Annotated in this window: 28 protein-coding genes; 13 read left to right on the forward strand and 15 right to left on the reverse strand. The window is 67.5% G+C overall.

Going from position 1 to position 26,657, the window contains the following annotated elements; genetic code table 11:
* Positions 1 to 6: 6 nt before the first annotated feature.
* Complete coding sequence (locus tag OV287_RS15725) at positions 7 to 468, reverse strand: winged helix-turn-helix transcriptional regulator (RefSeq protein WP_267534835.1); 462 nt, start codon at positions 466 to 468, stop codon at positions 7 to 9.
* A gap of 125 nt (positions 469 to 593) precedes the next feature.
* Between OV287_RS15725 and OV287_RS15730 the strand changes: the two genes are divergently transcribed.
* Positions 594 to 1,367 carry an SDR family oxidoreductase gene (locus tag OV287_RS15730; RefSeq protein ID WP_267534836.1) on the forward strand — a complete coding sequence of 258 codons (774 nt, stop codon included), beginning with the start codon at positions 594 to 596 and terminating at the stop codon, positions 1,365 to 1,367.
* Between the two features lie 6 nt (positions 1,368 to 1,373).
* Here OV287_RS15730 and OV287_RS15735 read toward each other — a convergent pair whose 3' ends face one another.
* The 3 genes from OV287_RS15735 to OV287_RS15745 all read right to left on the reverse strand — a co-directional run bounded on the left by OV287_RS15735 (position 1,374) and on the right by OV287_RS15745 (position 4,654).
* Positions 1,374 to 2,672 carry an RNA polymerase sigma factor gene (locus tag OV287_RS15735; protein ID WP_267534837.1) on the reverse strand — a complete coding sequence of 433 codons (1,299 nt, stop codon included), beginning with the start codon at positions 2,670 to 2,672 and terminating at the stop codon, positions 1,374 to 1,376.
* A gap of 55 nt (positions 2,673 to 2,727) precedes the next feature.
* A complete protein-coding gene (locus OV287_RS15740; RefSeq protein WP_267534838.1) occupies positions 2,728 to 3,153 on the reverse strand; it encodes a YciI family protein in 426 nt (141 codons plus the stop codon).
* Positions 3,154 to 3,319: 166 nt separating this feature from the next.
* Positions 3,320 to 4,654 carry a dicarboxylate/amino acid:cation symporter gene (locus tag OV287_RS15745; RefSeq protein ID WP_267534839.1) on the reverse strand — a complete coding sequence of 445 codons (1,335 nt, stop codon included), beginning with the start codon at positions 4,652 to 4,654 and terminating at the stop codon, positions 3,320 to 3,322.
* A 204-nt stretch (positions 4,655 to 4,858) separates the two neighbouring features.
* Here OV287_RS15745 and OV287_RS15750 point away from each other — a divergent pair, with 204 nt between their 5' ends.
* Positions 4,859 to 5,482 carry a nuclear transport factor 2 family protein gene (locus OV287_RS15750; RefSeq protein ID WP_267534840.1) on the forward strand — a complete coding sequence of 208 codons (624 nt, stop codon included), beginning with the start codon at positions 4,859 to 4,861 and terminating at the stop codon, positions 5,480 to 5,482.
* A 38-nt stretch (positions 5,483 to 5,520) separates the two neighbouring features.
* Here OV287_RS15750 and OV287_RS15755 read toward each other — a convergent pair whose 3' ends face one another.
* The gene (locus OV287_RS15755; RefSeq protein WP_267534841.1) at positions 5,521 to 5,790 is read right to left on the reverse strand and encodes a DUF2277 domain-containing protein; all 270 of its coding nucleotides are present in this window, start codon (positions 5,788 to 5,790) and stop codon (positions 5,521 to 5,523) included.
* A 92-nt stretch (positions 5,791 to 5,882) separates the two neighbouring features.
* The gene (locus OV287_RS15760; RefSeq protein WP_267534842.1) at positions 5,883 to 6,479 is read right to left on the reverse strand and encodes a hypothetical protein; all 597 of its coding nucleotides are present in this window, start codon (positions 6,477 to 6,479) and stop codon (positions 5,883 to 5,885) included.
* 338 nt (positions 6,480 to 6,817) lie between these two features.
* On the opposite strand from OV287_RS15760, the gene OV287_RS15765 reads away from it, so the two are divergent.
* From OV287_RS15765 to OV287_RS15795, 7 genes are all read left to right on the forward strand, one after another.
* Positions 6,818 to 9,451 carry a DUF7948 domain-containing protein gene (locus tag OV287_RS15765; protein WP_267534843.1) on the forward strand — a complete coding sequence of 878 codons (2,634 nt, stop codon included), beginning with the start codon at positions 6,818 to 6,820 and terminating at the stop codon, positions 9,449 to 9,451.
* Positions 9,452 to 9,593: 142 nt separating this feature from the next.
* Positions 9,594 to 10,205, forward strand: coding sequence for a TIGR02265 family protein (locus tag OV287_RS15770; protein WP_267534844.1), 612 nt, complete (start codon positions 9,594 to 9,596; stop codon positions 10,203 to 10,205).
* A 61-nt stretch (positions 10,206 to 10,266) separates the two neighbouring features.
* Positions 10,267 to 10,896, forward strand: a complete 630-nt coding sequence (locus OV287_RS15775; protein ID WP_267534845.1) for a DUF2267 domain-containing protein — start codon at positions 10,267 to 10,269, stop codon at positions 10,894 to 10,896.
* A gap of 157 nt (positions 10,897 to 11,053) precedes the next feature.
* Positions 11,054 to 12,304 carry a type IV pilus twitching motility protein PilT gene (locus OV287_RS15780; RefSeq protein WP_267534846.1) on the forward strand — a complete coding sequence of 417 codons (1,251 nt, stop codon included), beginning with the start codon at positions 11,054 to 11,056 and terminating at the stop codon, positions 12,302 to 12,304.
* Between the two features lie 5 nt (positions 12,305 to 12,309).
* Positions 12,310 to 12,819, forward strand: coding sequence for a hypothetical protein (locus OV287_RS15785; protein ID WP_267534847.1), 510 nt, complete (start codon positions 12,310 to 12,312; stop codon positions 12,817 to 12,819).
* A gap of 130 nt (positions 12,820 to 12,949) precedes the next feature.
* On the forward strand, positions 12,950 to 15,013 hold the full coding sequence (locus tag OV287_RS15790; RefSeq protein ID WP_267534848.1) for a carbon starvation CstA family protein: 2,064 nt from the start codon (positions 12,950 to 12,952) through the stop codon (positions 15,011 to 15,013).
* A gap of 1 nt (position 15,014) precedes the next feature.
* The gene (locus tag OV287_RS15795) at positions 15,015 to 15,218 is read left to right on the forward strand and encodes a YbdD/YjiX family protein (protein WP_267534849.1); all 204 of its coding nucleotides are present in this window, start codon (positions 15,015 to 15,017) and stop codon (positions 15,216 to 15,218) included.
* A gap of 85 nt (positions 15,219 to 15,303) precedes the next feature.
* Here OV287_RS15795 and OV287_RS15800 read toward each other — a convergent pair whose 3' ends face one another.
* From OV287_RS15800 to OV287_RS15815, 4 genes are all read right to left on the reverse strand, one after another.
* The gene (locus tag OV287_RS15800; RefSeq protein WP_267534850.1) at positions 15,304 to 15,819 is read right to left on the reverse strand and encodes a thioredoxin family protein; all 516 of its coding nucleotides are present in this window, start codon (positions 15,817 to 15,819) and stop codon (positions 15,304 to 15,306) included.
* Positions 15,806 to 16,546, reverse strand: a complete 741-nt coding sequence (locus OV287_RS15805) for a hypothetical protein (RefSeq protein WP_267534851.1) — start codon at positions 16,544 to 16,546, stop codon at positions 15,806 to 15,808. Before OV287_RS15805 ends, OV287_RS15800 begins: the two co-directional genes overlap by 14 nt.
* Positions 16,543 to 17,547: an ABC transporter ATP-binding protein gene (locus tag OV287_RS15810; RefSeq protein WP_267534852.1), complete on the reverse strand. Its 1,005-nt coding sequence runs from the start codon at positions 17,545 to 17,547 to the stop codon at positions 16,543 to 16,545. The genes OV287_RS15805 and OV287_RS15810 overlap by 4 nt, the downstream gene beginning before the upstream one ends.
* An 81-nt stretch (positions 17,548 to 17,628) precedes the next feature.
* Positions 17,629 to 18,027: a nuclear transport factor 2 family protein gene (locus OV287_RS15815; RefSeq protein WP_267534853.1), complete on the reverse strand. Its 399-nt coding sequence runs from the start codon at positions 18,025 to 18,027 to the stop codon at positions 17,629 to 17,631.
* Positions 18,028 to 18,105: 78 nt separating this feature from the next.
* Between OV287_RS15815 and OV287_RS15820 the strand changes: the two genes are divergently transcribed.
* Together OV287_RS15820 and OV287_RS15825 are read left to right on the forward strand one after the other, a co-directional pair.
* A complete protein-coding gene (locus tag OV287_RS15820; protein ID WP_267534854.1) occupies positions 18,106 to 18,600 on the forward strand; it encodes a MarR family winged helix-turn-helix transcriptional regulator in 495 nt (164 codons plus the stop codon).
* A 100-nt stretch (positions 18,601 to 18,700) separates the two neighbouring features.
* Complete coding sequence (locus tag OV287_RS15825) at positions 18,701 to 19,654, forward strand: tetratricopeptide repeat protein (RefSeq protein ID WP_267534855.1); 954 nt, start codon at positions 18,701 to 18,703, stop codon at positions 19,652 to 19,654.
* A 16-nt stretch (positions 19,655 to 19,670) separates the two neighbouring features.
* Here the strand turns inward: OV287_RS15825 and OV287_RS15830 are convergent, their stop codons facing one another.
* The 5 genes from OV287_RS15830 to OV287_RS15850 all read right to left on the reverse strand — a co-directional run bounded on the left by OV287_RS15830 (position 19,671) and on the right by OV287_RS15850 (position 24,480).
* The gene (locus OV287_RS15830) at positions 19,671 to 21,008 is read right to left on the reverse strand and encodes a hypothetical protein (RefSeq protein WP_267534856.1); all 1,338 of its coding nucleotides are present in this window, start codon (positions 21,006 to 21,008) and stop codon (positions 19,671 to 19,673) included.
* A 12-nt stretch (positions 21,009 to 21,020) separates the two neighbouring features.
* Positions 21,021 to 22,238 (reverse strand): BMP family lipoprotein, encoded by a 1,218-nt coding sequence (locus tag OV287_RS15835; RefSeq protein ID WP_267534857.1) that lies wholly within the window; start codon positions 22,236 to 22,238, stop codon positions 21,021 to 21,023.
* A gap of 9 nt (positions 22,239 to 22,247) precedes the next feature.
* Complete coding sequence (locus OV287_RS15840) at positions 22,248 to 22,895, reverse strand: DUF4291 domain-containing protein (protein ID WP_267534858.1); 648 nt, start codon at positions 22,893 to 22,895, stop codon at positions 22,248 to 22,250.
* Positions 22,895 to 23,992, reverse strand: coding sequence for an isopenicillin N synthase family dioxygenase (locus tag OV287_RS15845; RefSeq protein WP_267534859.1), 1,098 nt, complete (start codon positions 23,990 to 23,992; stop codon positions 22,895 to 22,897). Before OV287_RS15845 ends, OV287_RS15840 begins: the two co-directional genes overlap by 1 nt.
* Before the next feature lie 125 nt (positions 23,993 to 24,117).
* Positions 24,118 to 24,480, reverse strand: coding sequence for a hypothetical protein (locus OV287_RS15850; RefSeq protein WP_267534860.1), 363 nt, complete (start codon positions 24,478 to 24,480; stop codon positions 24,118 to 24,120).
* A gap of 164 nt (positions 24,481 to 24,644) precedes the next feature.
* Between OV287_RS15850 and OV287_RS15855 the strand changes: the two genes are divergently transcribed.
* Positions 24,645 to 25,658, forward strand: a complete 1,014-nt coding sequence (locus tag OV287_RS15855; RefSeq protein ID WP_267534861.1) for a Vgb family protein — start codon at positions 24,645 to 24,647, stop codon at positions 25,656 to 25,658.
* Between the two features lie 58 nt (positions 25,659 to 25,716).
* Positions 25,717 to 26,634, forward strand: coding sequence for an acyl-CoA desaturase (locus tag OV287_RS15860; RefSeq protein ID WP_267534862.1), 918 nt, complete (start codon positions 25,717 to 25,719; stop codon positions 26,632 to 26,634).
* The last annotated feature ends 23 nt before the right edge of the window (positions 26,635 to 26,657 follow it).

The raw sequence follows: 26,657 nt of genomic DNA on the forward strand, positions 1-26,657 counted from the left end.
TCCCCGTCACCGGCCCTGGCGCTTTCGGGCCGGCTGACGCAGCTCGGTGTCCTCCGGACCCAGGATGCGCCCATCCTCCGAGTGCAATTCCAACATTCGCACGGGCCGGCCGTGCTCTCGGTCCACCAGCTCCGGGGCGGCCTCTCCGGGTCCGAAGTAGTGCGCGTCGCCCCACTGCCGGAGCGCCACGAGCACGGGAAACAGGCCGCGTCCCTTCTCCGTCAGGACGTACTCCTGGTAGGAGCTCCCATCCGACGCCGGTGCCATCTCCAGGATGCCGTGGCTCACCAGCGTGCGCAGGCGCGCCGTCAGGATGTTCTTGGCCAGACCCAGGCTCTTCTGGAACTCACCGAAGCGCCGGTTGCCCAGCAGCGCGTCGCGGATGATGAGCAGGGACCACCAGTCTCCGATGACGTCCAGCGCCCTCGCGATGGGGCATTCCGCTGATTCGAGGCTCGTGCGCTTCACCGTCTGCTCCTCCCCGGGTTCTTTCCTCGCCAGGCGCCGTTTGTACCTTCTGGTTGCATCATAAAACCGGCCTCAATATCAAGCCATTGTGGTTTCATGATGAAACCAGAACACGGGAGCTGCGGATGCGACTCAAGAACAAGGTGGCGTTGATCACGGGTGGAAACAGCGGCATTGGTCTGGCCACGGCGCGGTTGTTCCTGGCCGAGGGGGCGCGGGTCGCCATCACGGGACGCAACCAGGAGACGCTCGACGCCGCGGTGAAGGAGCTGGGCCCCAACCTGCTCGCCCTCCAGGCGGACGTGAAGGACATAGCGGCGACCGAGCGGGCGGTTGCCCAGGTGGCCGAGCGGTTCGGCTCGTTGGACATCCTGTTCGCCAACGCAGGCATCGGGGGGCAAACGCCCGTGGGCGGTACGCCCCTGGCGGCCTTCGAGGAGGTGCTGCGCGTCAACCTCACGGCGTCGTTCTTCACCGTCCAGGCTGCCTTGCCCTACTTGAACAAGGGCGCATCCGTGGTGCTCAACGGCTCCGTGCACAGTGTCCTGGGAGCGCCGAGGTACGCGGCCTACGCGGCCAGCAAGGCGGGGGTGCGGTCCATGGCGCGCGTGCTGGCCTCGGAGCTGTCTCCGCGCGGCATTCGCGTCAACGTGGTGTCACCCGGGGCGGCCCATACGCCCATCTGGTCCGCGCAGGCGCCCACCCCCGACGCGTACGCCGTGCTGGAAAAGCGCCTCTCCCAGGGCATTCCGCTCGGACGCATGGGCGAGGCCGACGAAGTGGCGAAGACCGTGTTGTTCCTCGCGTCGGATGATGCGTCCAACATCCAGGCCGCCGAGTTCTTCGTCGATGGGGGCACTACGGGCGCGCCGATGGGAGCGCCCATCTACCGCACGTGAGCGGCGTCATTCGTCGTGCGCCGTTTCGGGCGAGGGCCGTCTGGCAGGGCGGGCGCACGCGGCAGCGCGCTCGAGCAGCAGCTCTCGCTCGCGGGTGTTGCGCGTGAGCGAGGCCGCTCGCTCGAACTCGGCACGGGCCTCGTCGAAGCGTCCGAGCTTCGCGAGGAGGTCTCCTCGCACACTCGGCAGGAGGTGGTAGTGCTGGAGCGACGGCTCCGAGGTGAGCTGCTCGACGAGCTCCAGGCCCGCTGCTGGACCGAACGCCATCGAGAGGGCGACCGCGCGATTCAGCTCCACAACGGGTGAGGGCACAAGCTGGGCGAGCTCCTCGTAGAGCGCCGCGATGCGGGCCCAGTCCGTCTCCGCCGCGGTATTGGCTCGTGCGTGACAGGCGGAGATCGCGGCCTGCAACGCGTAGGGGCCACGTGTGCCACCGAGCTTCTCGGCACGCTCGAGTGCCGTGAGACCCCGGCGGATGAGGAGTCGATCCCAGCGCGCGCGGTTCTGATCCAGCAACAGGACGGGCTCTCCCGATGGACCGACCCGCGCCCTCAGCCGTGACGCCTGGAGCTCCATGAGCGCGACCAGTCCGTGGACCTCGGGCTCCGTCGGAACGAGCTCGGCCAGGATGCGGCCCAGACGAAGCGCGTCTTCGCATAGCGCCGGCCGGACCCAGTCGTCACCAGAGGTTGCCGAGTAGCCCTCGTTGAAGACGAGGTAGATGACCTCGAGCACCGACGCCAGACGGGCGGTGAGCTCGGCCCCGCGCGGGACCTCGAAGGGAACGTGCGCCTCGGCGAGGGTCCGCTTGGCCCGGACGATGCGCTGGGCGACGGTCGGCTCCGGGACGAGGAACGCACGTGCGATCTCCTCGGTCGTCAGGCCTCCGAGCAGTCGCAGCGTGAGCGCTACACGCGCCTCGGTGGAGAGAACCGGATGGCAGGAGATGAGGATGAGGCGCAGGAGATCATCGCCCACGTCATTGTCGATCGCGGCGTCGAGGTCCGGCGTGGCCAGCTCCCGCCCGACCTGCTCGTGACCGAGCTCCTCATGTTTGCGCTCGAGCCGCTTGTCCCGGCGCATGAGATCGATCGCCCGATGCTTCGCGGCGGCCATGAGCCAGGCGCCCGGATTCTTCGGGACACCTGACTCTGGCCACTGCTCGAGTGCGGCGACGAGCGCGTCCTGCGCGAGCTCCTCGGCAAGGCCGACGTCGCGCACGAACCGCACGAGCCCGCCGATGAGCCTGGCCGACTCGATCCTCCAGACCGCGTGGATGGCGCGCTGCGTCTCGGTAGCTGTCACGGCGGCTGATCAGAGCAGCTTCAGCCACCAGTGCAAGCCGCGAGGCGCGCTGCGTCTACTTCTTCCCTTCCACCTGCGAGCGCAGACGATCCTCGGCATCCCGGAGCTCGGGCGTGAGCGCGGGACCGAAGTCTTCCGCCTCGAACACCTGGCGGATCTCGATCTCGCTCTCCACTCGCATGGGATTGGGGCAGCGCTTGACCCACTCGACCGCCTCTTCCATCGACTTCACCTGCCACATCCAGAAGCCGGCGATCAGCTCCTTGGTCTCGGTGAAGGGCCCGTCGAGCACCGTCCGCTTGCTTCCGGAGAACCTGACGCGCGCGCCCTTCGAGCTCGGGTGGAGCCCCTCGCCCGCGAGCATGATGCCTGCCTTCACCAGCTCCTCGTTGTACTTCCCCATCTCGGTCAGCTCTTCAGTACTCGGGAGAACGCCCGCCTCGCTGTCCTTCGTGGCCTTGACCAGAACCATGACCTTCATCGCCGTCTCTCCTTCATGGGTGGATGCCGGGGTGTTTTCCCGGGCTCTTACCCTGACGTCGAACGAGAGCAGGCGAGATCGACACGGTATTTTCGATTTTTTTTGAGCACCGTCAGGTACTTGAAATCACTGGGCTTCCCGTCCCAGGCGGGCAGGCCTGCCCGGGTTATTCGCCCGGAGCCGGGCTCGGGGAATACCCGGACGGGGTGGGGGAGGGGGCGCGCATCACCTCGTCGAAGGTCTTGCGGTCCAGCCCCCCTTCCCAGCGCGACACCACGACGGTGGCCACGGCGTTGCCGATGAAGTTGGTGAGGGCCCGGCACTCGGACATGAAGCGATCGATGCCGAGGATGAGGGCCATGCCGGCGATGGGCACCGAGGGCACCACTGACAGGGTGGCCGCCAGGGTGATGAAGCCCGCGCCCGTCACGCCCGCGGCGCCCTTGGAGCTCACCATGGCCACCAGCAGCAGCAGCGTCTGCTGGCCGAGGGTCAGCTCGGTGTTGGTTGCCTGGGCGATGAAGAGCGCCGCCAGCGTCATATAGATGTTGGTGCCATCGAGGTTGAAGGAGTAGCCGGTGGGCACCACCAGGCCGACGATCTGCTTGGGACAGCCCGCCCGCTCCATCTTCTCCAGCAGGCTGGGCAGGGCGGCCTCGGACGAGCTGGTGCCGAGCACGAGCAGCAGCTCCGCCTTGAGGTAGCGGATGAGGTGCAGGATGGAGAAGCCGTTGTAGCGGGCCACCAGCCCCAGCACCACGAGCACGAAGACGGCCGAGGTCAGGTAGAAGGTGAGCACGAGCGCCGCCAGGTTCACCACCGAGCCAATCCCGTACTTGCCAATGGTGAAGGCGAACGCGCCGAAGGCACCAATGGGCGCGGCCTTCATGAGGATGCTCACGAGCTTGAAGAAGGCGTGGCTCAGCGACTCGAGCAGCACCAGCGTGGGCCGGGCCTTCTCTCCCACCATGGCCAGGGCGATGCCGAACAGCACGGAGACGAACAGCACTTGGAGGATGTCTCCCTCGGAGAAGGCGCTCACCACCGTGGTGGGGATGATGTTGAGCAGGAACTTCACCAGCGACTGCTCATGCGCCTTGGCGGCATAGGCGCTCACCTCGTTCGCGGAGGTGAGGGTGCTCGGGTCGATGTTCATCCCCGCTCCCGGCCGCACCACGTTGGCGATGATCATGCCCACCACCAGGGCGAGCGAGGAGAAGGTGATGAAGTAGGCGAAGGCCTTGGCGGCCACGCGGCCCACCTTGTTCAGGTCCGTGGACCCCGCGATGCCCGTCACCACCGTAAGGAAGATGACAGGGGCAATCACCATCTTCACGAGCTTGATGAAGCCGTCTCCCAGGGGTTTCAGAGACGCGCCGAGCTCCGGGTAGAAGTGGCCGAGCAGCGCGCCCAGGCCGATCGCCGCGAGGACCTGGACGTAGAGGTGCTGGTGGAGACGGCGGGAGGCGGGCTCCGCCTTGGGGATGTCCTGGACGGCCATGGGGAAGGGGGTCCTTGGGAGGTGCGAGTTCCCCAGCGTACCGTGGCCCGGGCGTTGGACCACCTTCATGGCGGGGCGGGTGTTCACTTGGAGAGCGCCCGCCTGGTTGCCTGGGGGGCCCCCAGGACCGGGGCGGGCTCGGAGGGCTGGAATTGTTCGCGAGGAGGGGTGCCACCACTTTCCGGCGAGGAGGAGGTCAAGCTCATGATGCGTCGAATCGCGGTGTGTCTCGTCTCGGTGATGCTCACCACGCCCGTCTGGGCCCAGGACAAGGACAAGGAGTACAAGGAGTCCCCGCCCGCCGAGGGTACGGGTGGTGCGGGCACGCCCATGGACATGTCCAAGATGGGGCCGTGGACCCGTAAGCCAACCAACGAATCGAAGACCAAGAAGGAGATCGACGCCTGGGTCAAGGAAGGCGACGCCATCATGAAGCGGCGCGACTTCCAGGCGGAGCTCGCCCGGGCCGACTTCCCGGTCTACATGGCGACCGATGACAGCAAGGGCGTCCCGAAGGCCGAGACGTTCGACCAGCAGAAGTACACGGAGATGATGAAGCCCATGTACGAGCAGGGGCCCGCGGACGTGAAGGTGGACCACAAGCTCGACGTCACCGTGTTGTCCGACTCGCTCGTCAGCCTCACCGATGACTACACCATGACCACGGGCGGCAAGAAGTATAACGGCCGGAACACCGGGCTCCTCGTGAAGCGCGATGGTCAGTGGAAGTGGAAGGCGTTCTTCGAGGCGGGCTGGGGCGACATGCCGACCACCGGCGTCGGTGGTTCTGGCGTGCCTGAAGACAAAGAGAAGGAGATGCCGAAGTAGGGCTCACTGAAGCCTGGAACCCAGGAGCCCCGCGGAGTTCAGCGGGGCTCTGCCTTTTTGAAGCGCAGCCTCTTCAGTTCCTCGAAGCGCGCTCGGCTCTTGGGTGGGGTTGTCGCCACGAGCCCCTCGAGCATGCGTTTCGAGCTTTGAAATATCTCCTCGACGGCGACCTCGAAGGCGTCTGCGTTCTGCTTCGACGGCTTGCGCGTCCCAGCGATCTTCCGGACGAACTGCAGCGCCGCCGCGCGGATGTCGTCGTCGGTGGCGGCAGGCTCGAAGTTGAACAGGGGCTTGATGTTTCGGCACATGCCCCAAGGCTAACTTTCTCGGCTCCGAGAGATCCAGCGAGGGCGTTTCCATTCAATTCAGCAGGCGCCAGGCCGAGTGCCGGCTGCGCGGGCTACACCCACCTCACGACGTAGGTGCAGCTCGCGCCTCCGTGTTTGCGGCACGGCTTCGTGGGGTCATGGGTCACCGTGGCTGTGCTCTCGAAGCGCTGTGCCATCGCCTGGATGAGGTGCAGATCGAAAGGGCAGGGGTACGGGTTGTTGCACTCGGCGATGATCTGCTTCTTGCCCGGCACCCGCAGGTAGCCGTAGTGGCCAATGCCCTCGGTCATGGTGCCAGTGGTCGGCGAGAACATCGGCGCGCCGTTGAGGGCATGGTTCATGTGGTAGGCGATGTCGATCGACTTGATCGCGCTGTCGATGTCCGTCACGAAGGGCGGGAAGATGGCGTTCTTCGGGACGGCGAGCCCCACCTGGCCGAGCATGCTCTCCCCGTACTCGCGGCCGATGCGCTCGAAGGTGGCCAACCAGCGGGCCACCGGGTACCACCGGTCCCGGTCGAACTGGACGATTCCCTCGGCAGACTCCGAGCCAAGTCCTTCCTCCAACATGATGCGGCTGGCGAGTAGCTGGAAGCTGCCGAAGGCGTTCAGCACGTTCGACAGGTTGGCGCCCAGCACCTGGATGTTCTCGAGCTTCACTTCGTTCATATGGGATGACCCCCGGTAGTTCGGCCGGACGGCAGGCCCACTGCTTTGGGGGCGGAACGCCACCACGGCGTGCGTCGGCTCGCAAGGCTTCTCGGGCCGGGCTTCGTTCCTCCCTCCCTGTGAGTCTGGCGCTTCACAGCCTGTCGGGGGATCATGGACCGTACTCTCGAATTTGTTCGGCCTGGATGGAGGTTTTCGTGTCCCCTGGCGCACTCCGCGGTCTGACCGCGGGTCTCGTCTTCTTGTCGCTTGCCGCCTCGACGCCGTCGATGGCCAAGGCTCCGCCATCCCCTCCGGGTCCTCCGCGTCCCGCGAGCCAGAAGGTTGTCATCCGGCCCATGCCGGAAGCTCCAGGCCAATACCTGCTGCAGCAGAACCGGGCGGACACGCTCTTTACTGGCACGGGTCTCGCGCTGCGACTGGCTCCTCCCGAGCGCCCCGTCCGCGAGCTCCACTGGGGACTGGCGGGAGCCCGGAGCGTGACGCCCCAGCCGCTCCAGCCGCGAGAGGCCCGCCTCAGCCAGTTCGTGGGGTCTCGAGAGAACTGGAAGCAGCACCTGCCCACCTGGGGAGCGCTGTACTACCCGGGAGTGGCGCCGGGAGTGGACCTCTGGTTCGAGGCACGGGAGGGCGGTATCGCGTACAGCCTGCGCTCCGAGCGTGGCGCGGATTTACGCCAGGTGCGGCTCGAGTGGCGGGGAGCCCAGGCGCTGCGGCTGGCCGACGGCGGGCGCGCGCTGGAGGTGGTGCTGGCAGAGGGGGTGCTGCGCGAGGAGGGCTTGCTGTGCGGACAGGAGGCCGCGGATGGGACCTCACTCGAGGTGCCTTGCCGCTACAGAGAGGTTCGTCCCCTGGGCGCGGAGCGATGGGAGTACGTCATCGAAGTGGAGGTGAAGGAGCCGGGACGCCCTGCCTGGGTGGATCCAACCATCAAATGGAACACCTACGTGGGCGGGAGCAACGACGACACGCTCCGCGGCCTCACGGTCATCAATAATGATAGCGGACTTGGCTTCATTGTCGGCTCGACCAACAGCCCGGCCCTGGCGCCGAAAAGCCCGGCGGACCGCGCCTCGGGCTCCCTGGGCATGTCCAATGTGATCGTCTCCAAGTTCAACAACGATGGAACCCTGTTGTGGACGACAGTCTTCGGCGGCAACGGGGATGACATTGGCAACGCCGTCGCCGTCGGCGCGGATGGGCTCATCTACGTCGCGGGCCACACAGCCTCCACCGACTTCCAGGTGGGGACGACGGGCTCAAGGCTCAACGGCACGGCCAAGGACGGGTTCGTCGCGGCCCTCGTCTCCAACACGGGAGAGCTCAATTGGTTCCAGCACGTGGGGGACACCGGAGCGGAAGAGATCCACTCCCTGGCCTTCGCGAACGATGGAAAGCTGTACGTGGCGGGCTGGACCTTGTCGACTCAAATGACCGGCACGCCCGCGGGCACCACCTTCAAGGGCAACAAGGAACTCTTCGTCAGCAGGCTTGCTGTGACGGCGACTTCGGGAACAGTGGAGAAGACGTTGATTCGCAGCGGCACGGGTGATGAGGATGCCCTCGGCATCGTGGCCGAGGAACAGGCTCCCTCGAGCACCGCCATGCTGTACGTCACCGGCTATACCACCTCGACCGATTTCCCCACCGCGACCGGGCAGCCCGCCATGCTTCCTGGCTTGGGCAATAATCCAGACACCGTGGTGTTCAAGCTGGACCAGGATCTCACGCTCGTCTGGGGAAACTTCATTGGCGGCCTGGGGGAGGACAAAGGTAACGGGCTGGTGCACGCCCCGTTGACGGTGATTTCCCCATACACCTCCCGGGTCATGGTCGTGGGAACCACCAATTCCATCAACTTCCCTTCTTCGACCGGCGAAGGGGCGTCGGGGAAGGATGCGTTCCTGGCCACTTTCAACCCCGACACGGGAGTGAGGGTGTTCTCCACCGTCGTGGGTGGCTCCAAGGACGATGAGGGGCTCGCCATCGCAACTGGCTCGGCAGGGTCTGTGTATGTCGGCGGGAAGAGCAAATCGGGTCTCCTGCCCTCGACGGAGGCCTTTGAATCAACCCCGGACGTCACCGAGGGGTTCGTCATCCGGATGCGCCGCAATGGGGATGAGTTTTCTCCGGAATGGGGCTCGTTCGTCGGAGGCGCCCTGGACGATGAGGTGGGAGGGCTGGCCTCCAGGCGGTACAGCAATGGTGACTATGAGCTCTTCATTGGAGGGTCGACGCACTCGGATCAATTGCTGAGGTTTCCGATGGTGCCAGGCCTGGGCGGAAAAACCAGTCATTCGGGCGCCCAGGACATGTTCCTCATCACGATCGATGCAAAAGACTTCACTCCTCCGGAGGGAGAGGTCCTGGACGGCATCGGCCAGGATTTGGATGAAACTGCTTTCACGGACATGCTGTCCGCGAGCTGGACCCTCGATGACCCCGAGTCCGCCATCTCCGACTACCTCGTCGCCGTCGGCACTGCTCCGGGATGCACCGACATCAGGCCCTTCAAATCCGTTGGGCAGTTCAAGTCCATCACGATGTCTTCGGCGAACGGGGACATCCGTCCCCTCACCGGTGGTCAGTGGTACTTCGTCACCGTGAGCGCGAAGAATGGCAGGGGCGTCATCACCACGAGATTCTCGGATGGCATCTTCGTGCGGCAGTCGGATGGAGGCCCCATTGATATTCCGCCCGCGCCCCTGCCTGGAACCCCCTGCCCGGAAGAGCCCGGTACCGATGGGGGCACGGCCGATGGTGGCGTGACCGACGGTGGCACATCCGATGGTGGCACGACGGATGGGGGAGATCCCGGCACCGGCCCGGACGGTGGAGGTGGGGGCGGAGGTCCGGGCCATGAGTCTCCCCTGGGTTGGTCCTGCGGCACTCCGGGCGGGCCCACGGGCTTCGTGCTGCTGGTGGTCGCGGCGTTCGGGTTCCTGTCGGCCCGCCGCAAGAGCTGGTCCTGAGCCTCCAGGCCCGTAGGGCCGGGCATGTACGTCTCCCGGCGCCAGGGTCAGGGATTTCCCGCGAAGTGAGAATTTTGCCCGGCCCTGCTCTATGCTGGTGGTGCCCGCGCCGAGGAAGCCGGGACAGGTGAGCCGGGTGGACATGCGCACGAGCCATGGGACGTGGATGCAATCGGATTGGGAGCGGTCGCTGGAGCAGATGATGGAGCTGGCGACCTCCCTGGACACCGCGCGCGGGTTGTTCCTCTCCCGCACGCTGGAGGCGGTCCGCTCGCTCGGGGACGAGGCAGCCGTGGCCCGGTGCCAGGCCGTGCTCGGCCAGCAGCGGCTGCTGGACTTCGTCAACTACCCCGTCACCCTGCTCATTCGTTTGACCCTGGCCGCGGTGCGCGAGCTGGGGAGCCGGCATGGGGGCGCGGAGCAGGTGCTGCGGATGTTGGGGCAGAAGGCAGCGGTGGGCCTGATGTCCTCCGCGGTGGGCAGCGCGATGGCCACGCAGGTTGGCACGGGGAGCAACCACATCGCCTCCAGCCTCCAGGCCATCTACAAGGTGACCTCCAATTACGGCGAGCGCTCGATGGAGTGGCTGAGCCCCAGGCATGGCCGCCTCATCATGCGGCGCAGCTTCCTGCCCATTCCGTACCACGAGGGCGCCATGGTGGAGGTCCTCGAGCGACTGGGCGCGCGCGGCGTGCGTGTCCAGGGAGGGGTGCTGGGGCCGCTCGACAGTGAATATGACTTCTCGTGGGAGTGAGTCGGCCGCGCTCGGGGGGAGACCTCCGGCCTGGAGCCGGGGGAGGTCCGCGAGGAGGACGATGATGACGCACGACGAACTCTTGTCCCACGTTGCCGAGCACGCCGGGCTCCCTGGCCGGCAGGAGGCGGAGCGTACCGTCCGTGCGGTGCTCGAGGTCCTGGGGGAGCGGTTGAGCTGGCCCGTTGTCCAGGCGCTGGCGGAGGACCTTCCCGACTCGCTGGCCGCGGGTGTGCGCGGCGTGGCCCCCCACCAGGACTTCAACCTCGCGGAGCTCCATGCGCGCGTCGCGGACCGGATGGGGCTGCCGCTCGGAGTGGCCGTGGAGCACACGGGCCTCGTCTGCCAGTTCCTCACGGAGGCGCTGTCTCCCGGGACGTTGCACCGGGTGCGCGAGGCCCTGCCCGAGCCGATGAGCGCCCTCTTCACGCCGCGAGAGCCCGTCGAGGGGTTCGAGTACGTCCGCCTCAAGCCGGGCCACCACACGCTCGCCGAGGGCCGTCCAGGCAGTCAGCATCCCGTGTCCGAGGTCCGGCCCGAGCGGGCGCAATCCCATTCCGTGGTACGGGCGGACAACCCGCACGGGGACACGAAGCTCTCCAGCGCCGCCGGGCTCACCCAGGAGCGGGAAGAGGAGACGCTCGCCTCCGGCCACCCCGGCTCGGATCGTCCTGTGAATGACTGGAAGTGAGTCACCTCCGCCGGGGATGACGAGCGGACAAAGTGTCGCCTGGTCCGCGCATGCCTTGGACAACCCGGCAGTTCCAGGCGCGCTCTGTCTATGAACACCTCCTTGGAGTGGACACGGCATACCAGTTGCTAGTCGTTCGCGGCAGGAGGGGAAGCGCGTGGGACTCGAAGCCTTCATCCGGCTCGCCCGGGAACAGGGCGCAAGTGACATCCATCTCGAGGGGGAGATGCCCATGGCCCTGCGGGTGCGCGGGGCCCTGCGGCTCATCGGTGAAGCATTGCCCGCCTCGGCACTCCTCGCCATGGCGCGTGACATCATTGGTGACGACGCCTGGCCCGAGTTCGTCGCGCGTTGCTCGTATGACGTGTCGCGCAACGTGGAGGGCCAGCGCTGCCGCATCAACATCCTGCGCAGCGCGCGCGGCGTGGGGTTCGCCATCCGCCTGCTGGCCTCCGCCCAGGCCACGCTGAAGAAGCTCAACCTCCATCCCGACCTGCGCCGCCTCGTCGAGCCGGCCCACGGCCTGGTCCTGGTGAGTGGCCCCACCGGCTCCGGCAAGACGTCCACGCTCGCGGCGCTGCTGCAGGAGCTCAACCTCAGCGAGGCTCGGCACATCATCACCGTGGAGAGCCCCATCGAGTACGCGCTGGTGCCGCGCCAGTCCTTCATCCGCCAGCGCGAGGTGGGGAGGGACACGCCCTCCTTCGAGCAGGCACTCATCGACGCGCTCCGGGAGGATCCGGACGTCCTCATGGTGGGCGAGATGAGAGACCCGGAGGTGATGCGCCTGACGCTGAACGCGGCGGAGACGGGGCACCTCGTGCTCGCGACGGTGCACTCCTCGAGCACCGCCGAGGCGCTCCAGCGCGTGGTGTCGGCCTTTCCTCCAGAGATACAAGGCGCGGTGTGGGCTCAGCTCGCGGATTGCCTCGTTGGGGTGGTGTGCCAGCGGCTGCGCTACCGCCCGGAGCTCGGCATCCGCGTGCCCGAGTGCGAGGTGCTCCCGGGCAGCACCCCCGTGAAGAGCCTCGTGCGCCAAGGGCTCTTCTTCAAGCTCCCTTCCGCCATCGAGACGGGTGCCGCCGATGGTTCCTGGACCTTCACGCGCTACGCGGAGTGGTTGAACCGGAAGACGGACTGGCACCAGCCTTCGCCTGCCGAGGAGGCCCCGGCCGAACTTCCTCCCGTGCCCGTTCCCTTACTCGGAGCCAATCCGGTGGCGAGGCCCGAGCCGCTTCCCCGGCCAGCCGCGCCCAGGCCGAAGCGCGCCGTGCAGGACGACGCTCCGCCCAGGCCTACGCCCGCCACGCCCGCCGAGGAAGGCGTCTTCGTCATCCAGGAAGAGCAGGACGAGCTCTCGGACATCATCCGCCAGCTCGAGCGCGGTGGTTCCGAGACCAAGGAGTAGGCGCCATGGAGCTCCCGTTCCAACTCCAGTACAGCCTGAGCCGCCGGCAGCGGCTCATTCCCCATCTCGTCATCTGGGCTCCGTACCTGCCCGCCGTGGGATTCCTGTCCATCGTGGTGTACCTGCTGACAGTCCAGGTCTCCCCATGGTGGGCCCTGCTCTCGCTCTGGTGTCTATGGCTGGTTCGGGGGTTCATGGTGGGGCTGACTGACGTAGCCCTTCGTCCGCTCCGGCACATGGATGTCGTGATTCAGGAGAGGGGCCTGGGCTTCCTGCGCGGAAACGAGCGCTGGTGGATCTTCCTCGATGGAATCATCAACTTCGGCCAGATCATCGAGGACACGTGGACGCTCCAGCACTACAACGGAGTTGTCATCCATATCCCCGTGGACGCAATCACCCCCGAACAGGTGGAGTTCCTCCAGGCGGCGGCCGCACGGCGCCGCCTGCCAATGGCGGCACCCGCCAATGCTTCCGCTCAGGGGGCAGGGGAGAACCGCACGTCCACCCAGTAGTTGGGTTGTCACCCGCGGGCGAGCCACGTACCTCCATGTGTTGATGACTGGTGCATGCGGGGAAACTTGATCATTGACCCCGTCCTCCCCCGGCGGGAACGTTGCCGCGATCAGCAGGAGCGGAGGGGTCATGGGTCGTGTCGCGAGCAGAGTGGGATGGGCATTGGTTGCCGTTCTCGGCGCGTTCTGTCTAGGGACGGTGGCGCTGCACCGGGGCGAGACGATCAACGCCACCTGGCTGGTGGTGGCGTCCGTCTGCGTCTACATGCTCGGCTACCGCTTCTACGGCCGGTTCATCGCCGACAAGGCCTTGAAGTTGGACGCGACGCGGGCCACGCCGGCGCTGCTGCGCAATGACGGCCTGGACTATGTGCCCACCGACAAGTGGGTGCTGTTCGGCCACCACTTCGCCGCCATCGCGGGCGCCGGTCCGCTGGTGGGGCCGGTGCTCGCCGCGCAGATGGGATACCTGCCGGGCACCATGTGGATCCTCTTCGGCGTGGTGCTGGCCGGCGCGGTGCAGGACTTCATGATCCTGTTCCTCTCCATCCGCCGCGACGGCAAGTCCCTGGGCGACATGGTGCGCATGGAGCTGGGGCCCGCCGCTGGTGTGGTGGCGATGATCGGCGTGCTGATGATCATGATGATCATCCTCGCGGTGCTGGCCCTGGTGGTGGTCAAGGCGCTGACCGACAGCCCCTGGGGCACCTTCACCGTCGCCATGACCATCCCCATCGCCCTGCTGATGGGCGTTTACCTGCGCTACCTGCGCCCGGGCCGCGTGCTCGAGGTGTCGGTCCTCGGCTTCGTGTTGCTGATGCTCTCCATCTGGCTCGGAGGCCGCGTCGCCGAGGCCCCCTCGCTGGCTCCGCTGTTCACCTATGACAGCAAGGCGCTGGCCTGGATGCTGATCGCCTATGGCTTCTGTGCCTCGGTGCTGCCGGTGTGGCTGCTGCTGGCACCGCGCGACTACCTGTCCACGTTCCTGAAGATCGGCACCATCCTGCTGCTGGCGGTGGGCATCGTCCTGGCCGCTCCGGAACTGAGGATGCCGGCGGTGACCCGGTTCATCGACGGCACCGGTCCGGTGTTCTCCGGCAACGTGTTCCCATTCCTCTTCATCACCATCGCCTGTGGCGCGGTGTCCGGCTGGCACTCGCTCATCTCCTCCGGCACTACACCGAAGATGCTGGCCAACGAGCGCGAGTCGCTCATGGTGGGCTACGGCGCGATGCTGATGGAGTCCTTCGTCGCGATGATGGCGCTGATCGCCGCCTCGGTGCTGGACCCGGGCGTGTACTTCTCCATGAACTCGCCCCCCGGCCTGATTGGCACCACGGTGGAGCAGGCGGCGCGGACCATCAGCGACTGGGGCTTCGTCATCACCCCCGACGTGCTCCGCATGACCGCCAAGGAGATTGGCGAGTCCTCCATCCTGTCACGCGCGGGCGGCGCGCCGACCCTGGCGGTAGGCATGGCGCAGATCCTCCACGGGCTCGTGGGTGGCACGGGCATGATGGCCTTCTGGTACCACTACGCCATCCTGTTCGAGGCGCTGTTCATCCTCACCACCGTGGACGCGGGCACGCGCGTGGGTCGCTTCATGATTCAGGAGCTGGCCGGCCTGGTGTACGCGCCGCTGCGCAAGACCGAGTCCTGGTCCGCCAACCTGCTCGCCACCGCCATCTGCGTGGGAGGCTGGGGCTACTTCCTCTACCAGGGCGTGGTGGATCCGCTCGGCGGCATCAACACGCTGTGGCCGCTGTTCGGCATCGCCAACCAGATGCTGGCCGCCATCGCGCTCACCCTGGCCTGCGTGGTGCTTGTGAAGATGAAGCGCGAGCGCTACCTGTGGATTCCCGCGCTCCCCACCGTCTGGCTGGTGTGCTGCACGCTGACCGCGGGCTGGCAGAAGGTGTTCGGCAGTGAGGTCCGCGTCAGCTTCCTTGCCCATGCGCGCGCCTTCTCGGCCGCCGCCGCCGAGGGCAGGGTGCTGGCACCCGCGAAGTCCCTGGAGGACATGGAGCGGGTCATCACCAACGACTACGTGGACGCCACCCTCACCGTCCTCTTCATGCTGCTGGTCGTGGCGACCGTCGCTTTTGGCGTCCGCGCGGCGCTGGCGGCCCGACGCTCGGCCGCGCCCACCGCCCAGGAGACGCCCCCTGTTCCCCTGGCCACGGTGGGCCGCTGACATGGGCGCCGCGAAGGAGGCGCTGACGCGGTGCTGGCTCCAGGCGGTGCGGACCGCCCGGTTGATCATCGGCGTGCCCGACTACGACACCTATGTCGAGCACATGCGCCTGCGTCACCCGGAGCGGCCCGTGATGAGCTACGCGGAGTTCTTCGACGAGCGCATGCGGGCGCGCTACCGCGGGGGCGGCGGGCGCTGCTGCTGAGCACGAACGTCCGCGTACCCACCCGCCGCGCCCGACCGTGAGCCTGGAGCGCTTCTGAGAGCAGCTCCAGTGGAGACGTTGTGCTTCAGCGAACGGGAGCGGGGCGCCTGCCGGAAGGCGTGGGGATGCGAAGGAATTGCAGCGTCCCGGTGTAGCCGTTGTAGCCGCGTGTCTGGCGTTGGACCTTTCCGTCTGGCCCCACGATGGAGAAGAAGGGGAAGGCGTAGACGTCGTGCTCGTTGATGAGGGACTGGACGGCGGGAGGGTTCTCGCCCTCCTCCTGCCGACGGTCCTTCAGCCTCACGGGGATGTAGCGCTGGTTGATGCCCCGGGCCGCGTAGTCATTGTTGAAGACGTCCCGCTCCATCACCAGGCACGGAGAGCACCAGTCCGCGGAGAAGTAATAGAGGATGGGCAGGTGCCGCTCGCGGGAGAGGGCCTGGGCCTGCTCCATGGGAACCCAGGCCACCAGGCTCCAGGTCTCGGAGGGGTGGTACTTCTCGTAGACGGCGGCGGCCACGCGGGCTCCGAGCAGCAGCACGGCGGCCACCAGCAGGCCGCGGGGCAGCGCGCGGGTAGCGCCAGAGTCAACGGGACGCATAGGACACCTCGCGCTGGTTGAAGATGTGGATGCCGAGCAGCAGCAGCAGCGAGACGTTGGAGAAGTACGTGGTGAGCCGCAGCCAGGAGATGGGCGTGGCGGCGAACGTCCTGCGGAAGTCCAGCTCGGGCATGAGCAGCCCCAGGAGGTACTGGCGCACGGTGAAGGCGAACCGGGCCGACTCGTCCTTGCCCAGTCCGGGCAGCACCCGCTCCGCGATGAAGTACAGCACGCCCCAGAGCAGGACGTTGCCCCAGGCGGGCAGCCGCGTGGAGAAGCACACCAGGGTGGCGGCCATGCCGAAGCACAGCGAGACCCGGCTGAGGGCGTTGTACAGCACCTCCAGCGTGAGGGGCGGGTGGGGCGTGGAGGCGGAGATGAGGCCCCACTGCAGCAGCAGGTGGAGCAGGGCCCAGACGGAGCCCACGGTGCCCAGGGCCGCCCAGTGGCTGAGCACATAGGTGGAGCGCCGCAGGGGGCGGGTGAGCAGCACCGGCAGCAGTCCCTCCGAGGCGTCTCGGCCGATGGCGGCCAGCCCCAGCGCCAGGGGAAGGAGGAAGGTCTCCTCCGGGAGGTCCAACTCGGGGGTGAGGATGAAGTTCGTGTACAGGAGCATCGCGATGCTCCAGGACAGCGACACCATGACGAAGGCGAGCGGCGGGCCGAGCGTGGACAGCCGGTGGAAGCTCTGGGTGACGCGGGACCGGTAGAGGGGCAGGCTCATCATGGGTTGCGGCCTCCGTTCGGTTGGAAGAAGCGCTCCAGCCGTCCCTCCTCGCGGGAGGCGCTGGCCACGGGGAGGCCCGCTTGCAACAGGGCCCTCAGCAGGCGCGAGGCGCCCCAGTCATCCTCCACGGAGAAGCGCAGCGAGTCCTCCGTGGTGTCCAGCAGCGTGGCGTCCACCTCCTTGGCCACGGTGGCGAGCTGCTCGGGCGCGAGGGTCTGGGTGCCGGCCCAGCGCACCTGCAGGACATGGCGGGTGATGGAGGAGGAGGGCGAGCCGAGGTCTTCGAGGGCTTCCACGCGGCCAGCGCGGAAGAACGCCACCCGGTCGCACACCTTCTCAAGCTGGGCCAGGTCGTGGGAGTTGATGATGACGGTGACGCCGCGGGACTTGATGTCGCGCAGCAGGGTGCGCAGGTGCAGCACCCCCTCGGGGTCAATGCCCAGCGTGGGCTCGTCGAGGAAGAGGAAGCGGGGCTGGCCCACGAGCGCCTGGGCCAGGCCGAGCCGCTGGAGCATGCCGCGGGAGAACTTGCGCGTATCGCGGTCCCACATCGCCTTGTCCAACCCCACCAGGGTGAGGTGCGTCTCGACCTCCTGGTGGCGCTCGTGGGCGGGCCGCTCGGCCAAGGAGTGGTGGAAGGCAAGGAACTGCCGCGCGGTGAGCCCCTGATCGAAGGTGAGGCGCTCGGGGAGGTAGCCGGTGAGGCGGCGCACCTCGAGGTGGTCTGGTGGCAGGCCCGCGATGCGCACGGTGCCTGAATCCGGCCACAGCAGGCCGAGCATGCACCCGAACAGGGTCGTCTTCCCGGCGCCGTTGGGGCCGATGATGCCGAAGGTCTCTCCGGCGCGGATGTGGAGATTCACATCCGACAGCACGCGCTGGCCCCGGCGGTAGGACTTGCTGACGCCCTCCACCTGGATGCCGAGCGCGGCTGGGGCGGAAGAGGGCTGCTCCGAGGCGGCCGCGGGCGTGTCGGGCTGCTGCGGTCTTGCGGTGGACATGGTGGGCTGGCTTCCTGGCGGGCGGCCAGCTTAACAGCCCTTGCGCGGCGGCATTCCAACACCGGGAGTGGAAGGCCCTCGCTAGAAAGGTTCGAAGCAGTCGTAGTTGTGCTGCGAGACGATGAGGCCATCGCGGAAGGTGATGAACATCGCGAGCGTGGCGCGCATCGTTCCTCCCGCGGGCAGCTTTCCTACCGGGACCTTGAGCGTCGCGCTCCAGTCCACCTCGAGGGCCACGTGGTCTCCCTCTGCCACGGTGTGCCGCACCTCGTAGCGTTGCGAGCCCACCGCCTTCTGGCCTCGCTCCGCGCCTTCGAGCAGCGCCCGCAGGTCCCTCGTCGCTCCGGTGGGAACGAGCCGGTTGGGATACTCCTGTTGCGTCACCTCGGGGTGGAAGAAGGCGGCCAGCGCCTCTCCCGTTGCCCCCTGCTCGATGGCCCGGAGGTAGCGGCGCGCGGTGTCGAGATTCGTCGTGGACATGGATCCTCCCCTTGGGTTCACAACCATGGTTGCACAACTTGATTTGCACAACCTGGGTTGTGGATGCAAGCTTTCCGTATGTCTCGTCGGAAACAAGCCGCGGCCGTAGCGCCGGAGTCCCTGGACCTGGGGCACCTGGCCCTCTTCGTGGGGATGCGGGTGAATGACGTCGTGCTCGAGGAGATTCATGCGGCGGGCTTCACAGGCCTGCGCTACGCACATGGGTTCGTCTTCCAGCACCTGCTCGGAGGCCCGCGCTCCATTGGCGAGCTCGCCGGGCTGCTCGAGGTGACGCAGCAGGCCGCGTCAAAGACGGTCGCCGAGCTGGAGAAGCTGGGTTACGTCGAGGAGGCCGGGTCCGAGGACGCGCGTGTCCGGCGGGTGCGGCTCTCGGAGAGAGGGCAGGCCGCCGTCGACAAGGGCCGCGCGGTGCGGGCTGGGCTCGAGGAGCGCTTCAAGCGCGGCCACGGCAGCCGCGCCGTAGAGGATGCGCGCAAGCTCCTGGCGGACGTGCTCGAGTCCCTGGGCGGCTCGGAGGCGGTGAGGTCCCGGAGGATCCGCTTGCCGCGTTGAGTCGAAGGTCGCGGGCTCGTGGCCCGCCCTCTTCGCGTGGATGGAGATCCTGGGTATACCGGCTGACAGCATGGGCCGTCGTGCCCAGGAGGATTTCCACATGCTTCGCTCTGGAACCGAGGGAGGCCGACGTCGGTGGGTGTTTGGCCTCGGCCTGACCATCACCCTGCTGGGGGCGCCTGCCATTGCGCAGGTGGCACCAGCGGCGCACGACGCGCATGACGGGCACGCGCATGAGGCGCCAGGCAAGGGAGCGCCCAAGGCGGCGTCGGAGACGGCGCAGAAGATGGAAGCGTTCTTTGGCCAAGAGGAGCTGGTCCGCCAGTTCAAGGTCCACGAGGCGGGCTGCAAGAAGGGCGACAAGGGCTCGTGCTTCAACCTGGCCCTGGCCTACGCGCAGGGCGTGGGCGTGGCCAAGGACGAGGCCCGTGCGGCCACCTTCTACAAGAAGGCCTGCGACAAGGGCCATCTGGACTCCTGCAACAACCTCGGCATCGCCCACGCGGAGGGCTTGGGGGTGAAGCAGGATTCGAAGCAGGCCTTCGCGTTCTTCGAGAAGAGCTGCAAGGCGGAGGATGCAAAGGGCTGCTTCAACGTCGGCCTCGCCTACAACGCGGGCCTGGGAGTGGAGAAGGATCCGGTACGCGCTGCCGCCTCCTTCGACAAGGCTTGTGGCAAGGGCCATGCGGATGGGTGCTTCAGCCTCGCTGTTGCCTCTGCGAGCGGCAAGGGCGTGGAGAAGGACCTGGCGCGCTCCGCGAGCCTCTTATCGAAGGCCTGCGACGCGGGGCACATGACGGCCTGCAACAGCCTCGGCGTGTCCTATATGGCGGGCAGCGGCGTGGCGCGGGACATGAAGCGGGCCGTCACCCTCTTCGAGAAGGCCTGTGCCGCGGAGCTGCCGGGCGGCTGTCTCAACGTCGGCATCGCTCACAAGAATGGCAACGGCGTGGCGAAGAATCCGGAGCGCGCCAAGGAGTTCATCCAGAAGGCGTGCGGCCTCGGGCTCGCCCCCGCGTGCAAGGCGCTCGAGACCGCTTCGAAGGCCCCCTGAGGCGGGTGGGGGGCGCTTACGGAGGTGTCCCGGTTCCGAGCTGGGAGGCCGGACCGAAGTGCTCCTGCATCCACTGCTCCCCGAAGACTTCGAGGACGCGCTGGCCGAACTCGTTCGGCCGCGGGTCCGGCTTGGGGTGGGAGCGCTCGAAGCCGATTTGATAGAGCGTGGCGAGGATCTCCGGCCGGTGTCGGATGCTCCAGCCTACGTTCGCCGTCTCCCACTGTGCCGCGTACAGGTCGAGCAGGAAGGCGCAGAGGGCAATGTTCTGTCTCGCGTCGAGCAGCGCCTCGACCACCTCGGGCTTGCGTGCTTCAGCCGGGAGCTCGGGGCGCGGGACCTGACTCAGCTGCGGTGAGGGGATGCGCTTGAAGGCATCCCCCAGGTCCGGCACGTCCCGGTAGTGCTTGTTGGGCATCGACGGATGTCCACTGCTCGCGCGGAGGATCCACAGGGCGGTGAGCATCGTCTTGGGTTTGATCTGTGCCAGCCCCAGGGACGGATCGAGCACCTTGGAGATGAGCGCATGGCTCTTGGGGTCCGCCAGCCAGACGTGGGCCGCCATTTCCTCCAGCGCGGACTGGAAGGGGGTGGTGTGCTCCCGGTGGGTGACGAAGAGAATCGAGGCGACGAGGCGCGGGTCCACGTGGGCCCGGGCCGAGGCCGAGAGGATGTCATCACGATGCGCCAGGAGCAGCTCGCGCGTCCCGCGCTCGGAGGGACGCCAGAGCGCGGCCAGGCACATCAGGGCCACCGCCAGTGCGCTGACGGCCGTGACCCCCCGGCTCACGGGTGAGGGAAGGAAGAACGTCCCGGGTTCGGCCCAGGTTTCTTGCCCGCGCGTCCACCACAGCTGCCACGCGGCGATGGCGACGGGGAAGAGGTAGAGCGGGCTCACCAGCAGCGAGGCGAGCACCTCTTTCTCGAACAGGACGGGGGCGATCGAGTGCGCGCCGAAGTCCCGGAGACCCAGGACGAGCACGAGCCCGATGCAGGCCGGGAGCAGGAGCCGCACGGGAGCTCTCAGCGCCTCATGCCATACGGGGCGCAAGGGGCCGATGAGCCGCAGACCCCAGTACCCGAGGAGGAGGCTCCAGCAGAGGGCCGTCAGCCAGGGGGAGGCGACGGAGCGGAAGAGCACCGGCTGGAGGATGAGCAGGTACAGCACTGGGTTGAGCAGTCCGTACACCAGCTCCAGGGCGACCAGGGGCCATGCGCCCGGCCTACGTCGGGCGGCCCAGCAGTAGCCCGCGAGCAGCAACACGTGCGGCCCGAGGCACCCGGCCCAGAGGCCGAGCGCGTAGTAGATGTAGGAGATGCCGAGGAGTTCACCCAGCGCCGACCAGATGCTCATGCCTATGCACCGTCAGGGCTTGCTGTTGGCCGCGTTGGCGGGCTGGAGCTGAGCCGGGTGGGTGGGCACCTTGATCTCCCCGGAGATGATCTTCGCCTTCAGCTCCTCCAGCCGGGCCAGGGCCTCGGTCTTACCGGGGAAGTCCAGCCGCACCGGGGCGTAGGTGATGCCGCCCTCCTGAAGGCCCAAGGACTGGTTGCCTCCCTGGAAGCGGCCCTGCACCTGCTCCTTCACGGCCTCGTACACCACCAGGTCCACGCGCTTCACCACCGCGGACAGCACGGCCTTGGGCGCCAGGTGCGACGGGTCCGAGTCCACGCCGATGACGTAGACGGGCTTGCCCTCGTCGCGAGCCTCCTTCACCGCCTGGATGGCGCCCAGTCCGTCCACACCCGCGGCTGCGAAGACGACGTCCGTGTTCTTGGTCAGCAAGTCCTGCCCCACCTGCTTGCCGAGGGCGAAGTTGGTGAAGCTGCCGGTGTAGTTGATCACCACGGTGGCCTTGGGGTTGGTGGCGGCCACGCCTGCGCGGAAGCCGGCCTCGTAGCGCTTCACCAGCGGAATCTCCATGCCTCCCACGAAGCCCACCTTGCCCGTCTTCGTCGTGAGCCCGGCCAGCGCGCCTACCAGGAAGCAGCCCTCTTCCTCGCGGAAGACGACGGTGCGCACGTTGGGCAAGGAGTACGGCTCGCCCTGGGCGGACAGCAGCGGGCTGTCCACCAGGAGGAAGCGCATGTCCGGGTTGCGCTTCGCCGCTGCCTCCACCGCGTTCTCCAGCATGAAGCCCACCGCGAGCGACAGCGACACGCCCTGGTCCACCAGCAACTGGAGGTTGGGCTCGTAGTCCTCGGCCACCCGGCTCTGGATGACCACCGGGGTGATGCCGAGCGGCGTCACCTGCAGGTTGCGCCGGGCCCTGTCCTGTCCAAGGGACTGCTGGATCGTGGACTCGAGCTCCTCAGGGGAGACGTCCTTGTAGCCACCCCCCTCGTACTTCACGCCCGAGGCCCACATCTCCAGGCCGCGCAGGGCCGAGTCATTGAAGGACTGGTCCCCACGTCCTCCGAGCCCCAGGACGAGTCCAATCTTGTTCTTCTGGGTAGCGGGGGGCGTGGCCGCGGCCTCCGGGGCAGCGGGCTTCGCGGGAGCGGCAGGCGGCGCCTCCTTCTGGCTCTTGCAGGCCGGCAGGAGAGGCAGGGCGAGGAGCAGGGCGAGGTGACGCAGGCGCATGGCCTTGTCCTAGCACGGTGGCCGGGTGAGCCCCAGCCGCTGGGCCGTGGCCTCCTCCGCGGGCCACAGCACCGTCTCGCGTGGCGTGTACAGCAGGTCCAGCCGATCCTCCCGGACGTGCTCGCGCTGCTCCCGGACGAAGGGCGTGATGTCCTCGATGTCCACGAGCCACTCGCGCGAGTAGAGCCGAAGCGTCTCCCCCTGCAGGCCGAGCTGGATGGCACGCCGCTCCAGGGGACCGCCGCTGGGGCTGTGGTCCGGGTCCCACTGCAGCCGCACGTCGGAGCGGGCGAGCTGCTCCTGCCACTGCTTCTGGGAACCGTAGACCTCCGGCACGTGCTTGGAGTGCACCGCCTGGGGCAGCAGCGACTCGAACGCCTCGCGGCGGAGCCACACCGCGAGCACCGTCTCCTGGTCCGGCTTCGATGCCCAGCCGCAGCGGTACATCATCCAGAGGAAGTTGGTTTTGATCCAACTCATGCGGCCGAGGCGGAACTCACCTCCGAAGAAGCGCTGCTCCGCCGCGAAGCGGCCGATGCTCGGATTGTAGGCCTGGTAGACCACGACGGTGCGCTCGTCGTGCTGGGCCAGGATGTGCCGGCCCGAGCCAGGCCAGCGCTCGCGTTGGGCGGTATAGGGCTCGGTGATGAGGGGCACTAGGACTTCGCGTCCCCCGCGCGCATCTGGTTGAGCCGGTCGTAGTGGCGGTAGCCGAGCTGGTCGAGCGCGCTCGGAGGCGCCAGGCCGATGTCCACCAGGGTCTTGATGTCGTACGTGCCCGCGAGCACCGGGGGCGCGTAGTTCCGCACGGCGTCGGGGGTGCGGAACTTCGACAGCGGGAAGAGCACCGTGTTGGTGTGCACGTGCATGAAGTGGGCGGCCGACTGACGCTGCCAGCCCGGCACGCCCGGCGCGGTGATGACGTGCGGCGTGGCCAGGAACGTGCCTCCCGTGAGGATCTCCAGCTGCTGGCCCACCTGCGCGACGATGCACCCCGCGGGCGCCGTCCCACGCACCATTCGCCCCTTGGGCTCCTCGGGCGTCGGGCGCGTGCGGAGGTAGAGCCCGCTCTTGTCATCCGGGCTCTTCGCCGGCTGTCCCTGGGGGTCGAGGAATCGGCCACCGGGCAGCAGCGTGAGCAGGTTGAAGTCCGTGTGCTCCTCGCCCCAGACGATGCCGGTGTTCACCTGGGAGGCGGTGAGCGGCAGGTACTGCAGCGCGCGCGTGACGTGAGGGGCTCGCTGGCAGAAATCCGCGAAGGCTGTCTCCGGAAGCCCGAGCGCCACCGCCGCGCCGCGCAGGAGCCCGAGCCCCGCCTCGTGGAGCGACCGGCCGAGCGTGAGCAGCCCTTCCTGGAAGAACGGCGGCGCATCGGAGGGCCACACGTTCTCGGGGTAGATCTGCGGGAACTCGAGCGCCGAGCTCTCGTCAGAGGGGTAGGGCGCCGCGAAGTAGCACTCCTTGAAGTCCGGCTGGCCATTGCTCGCGACGGCCACTTCGGTGTTCGGAGGCGTCCAGCCGCGCTGGTACCAGATGTCCGCGCGGCCGTAGGGACGCTTGGCCTCCGTCGGCCAGGAAACGAATGTGCGGAACGCGTCGTAGAACCGCTCGAGCGCCTGGGCGTCGACACCGTGGTTCTTCACGTACACGAGGCCGAAGACGCCAAAGGCCTCTCGGATGGCCGCCGCGCCGCGCTCGACGCGGGCCGGGTCCTTCGACGAGAGGTCGCTGAGGTCGACGGTGGGGATGTTCATCGGGGTCTCTGCCATAGCGACCCCAGGTGTATCGCGCCTCGCCTCTCAGAGGAATACGCTCGCAGTGGAGAGGCTCCGCCGCTCGGCTATGGAGCCTCCTCCTGTCAGAGCTCCTGAGGCCAGGTTCAGGGCTCCATTCCGGGGTCTTCTGGTGCCAGGTTGGGGTCCTCTGGCAGGAGGTAGTAACTGCCCGGAGGCGGCTGCTGGAGGTAGTAGTAGCCGCTGGGGGGCACCTCCTGGAGGCCGTAGCTGTCCGCGAGTGGCTGCTGGAGTTGGTAGCTGCCGGCCATCGGCTGCTGGAGGTAATAGCTCCCTGCCATCGGCTGCTGGAGTTGGTAACTGCCGGCCATCGGCTGCTGGAGGTAATAGCTCCCTGCCATCGGCTGCTGGAGTTGGTAACTGCCGGCCATCGGTTGCTGGGCGCTGGCTGTCCCCGCCACGCCCCAGGTCATCGCCGCCAACACGGCTGCCAGGATGCTCTCGCGCATGTCCGCACCTTCCTCTGTGTTGATGTAGCCACGAGGCCTCCCCGAAGGGAGCCTCCGGGTGTGCCCGCCTCCTCCTGGGTGTGAAGGGCACCGATATGTCCCTTTTCCTCCTGCGTTTCCCGTGCACGAAACGCATCCACGCGCTGTCGAGGAGGGGCTGGGACATGAATGGAAGCTTCTGGCGCAAGGCCGCCATGGTCTCGGTGTGTCTGCTCATGGGCTGCAATCCGGGGGAGTTGCCTCAGAGCGGAGGCTTGGAGGGTCCACGGTTGGCGGGCTCGCTCGGGGCGAAGAAGTCCCCGCAGAAGGCCGAGGCCTCCCGATTCCCGCTGAAGCTGCGCATTCCCATCCAGGACTTCTTCCCGGAGGGAATCGCCCACTCGGCCGACGGCACCTTCTACGTGGGCAGTTACAGCACGGGCACGGTGCTGCGTCAGCGGCCCGGCAACTTTCACTTCGAGCCCTTCCTGCCTGCCAATGGGCGAGCCATCGCCGGCATGAAGGTCGAGGACTCCACCCGGACCCTGTGGCTGTGCGAGCTGGACCTGACCCAGGCCACGCCCGGTGGTCTCAAGGCCTATGATCTGCACACCGGCAGGCTCCGCGGCTTCTGGCCCTTCCCCGTTGAAGGTGGATGCAACGATCTCACGCTGGACTCCCAGGGGAACGTCTACGCCACCGACACGTTCCTGGGCGTCGTGCGCCGGCTGAAGAAGGGCGCCTCGCAGTTGGAGACGTGGGCCTCGGATCCGGAGCGCTTCATGGCGCCCCCGGGCTATCCCGGCCTCAACGGCATCGCCTGGGACAACGGCTCCGTCTACGTCGTGAAGTACGACAGCGGAGACCTGTTCCGCATTGGAATCAACCCGAACGGCTCGGCGGGCACGATTACCCGCATCACCACCGATTCGCCCCTGGGCTTCCCGGATGGAATCCTGATGCTCTCTCCGGGCGTGCTCCTGGTGGTGGACAACGACAATGGCCAGTTCAAGCGCGTGGACCTGTCCGGCGACTCGGGCCACGTCAGCGTTCTGGCCACCGGGTTCGACAATCCCACCACCGTCGCCCTGCATGATGGGGATGCCTTCATCGTCGAGTCCCAGTTCGACCACTTCTTCGGTATCGACCAGACCCCGCCGGATGTGCCCTTCACCGTGAAGCGCGTCTGGCTGCGGTAGTTCGGGAGGTGCCCGCAACCGCCGCCACCTCTTCCGGTACTCCCGGGTGGAGGTGGCTATGTCTGGTGGAAACACAGTGCGCCCGGGCGACGGGCGGGTGCGGTGGAACGCGGGCAAGTCGCTCTGGTTCGGGCTCGTGTCGTTGGTGGCGGTGGTGGGGGCGGTGCCTACCTTCACCCTGTCGGCCTTCGCACTCTTCGCGGTGAGCACGGCGCTGACGCTGTGCGCGGGGCACTCGGTGGGCATCCACCGGGGCCTCATCCACCGCTCCTACCGGGTGCCGGTGTGGCTGGAGTACGTGCTCACCTACCTGGGAGTGCTGGTGGGCCTGGATGGGCCGCGCGCCCTGGTCCGCATGCACAACACGCGCGACTTCCAGCAGAACGAGCCCTGGTGCCACGACTACTTCGCGCACCGGCAGCCCGCCTGGCGCGATTTCTTCTGGAACCTGCACTGTTCCTTCGAGTTCGCCCAGCCCTTCGAGCCTCGGCTGGATGCGCGCGTGGAGGCGGATGCCTTCTACGGCTTCCTCCAGCGCACCTGGATGCTGCAGCAGCTTCCCTGGGCGGTGCTGTTCCTGGCCCTGGGTGGGCTGCCCTGGTTGGTGTGGGGCATCTTCGTGCGCGTGGCGGTCAGCACCACGGGCCACTGGTTCGTGGGTTGGGTGGCGCACCGGCAGGGCTACCGGGGCTGGCACAACGAGGGCGCGGCGGTGCAGGGCTTCAACAGTCTGCTCCTTGGCGCGCTGAGCATGGGCGAGGGCTGGCACAACAACCACCACACTTTCCCGCGCTCGGCCCGGCTGGGAATCCGCTGGTGGGAGCTGGACCTGGGGTGGGGGTTCCTCGCGCTGTTGCGCGCGCTGGGGCTGGCTACTGACATCCTCGTGCCGAGTGAACAGTCGCGCGTTCATCACGCCCGGCCTCTTCCCTCGGAGGACCCGTGCATGTCCCCTCTCCCTCCGGGAGAGGGTTAGGGTGAGGGTTCTTGCCCGCTGTG

Source organism: Archangium lansingense (assembly GCF_026626635.1).
Lineage (GTDB): Bacteria > Myxococcota > Myxococcia > Myxococcales > Myxococcaceae > Archangium > Archangium lansingense.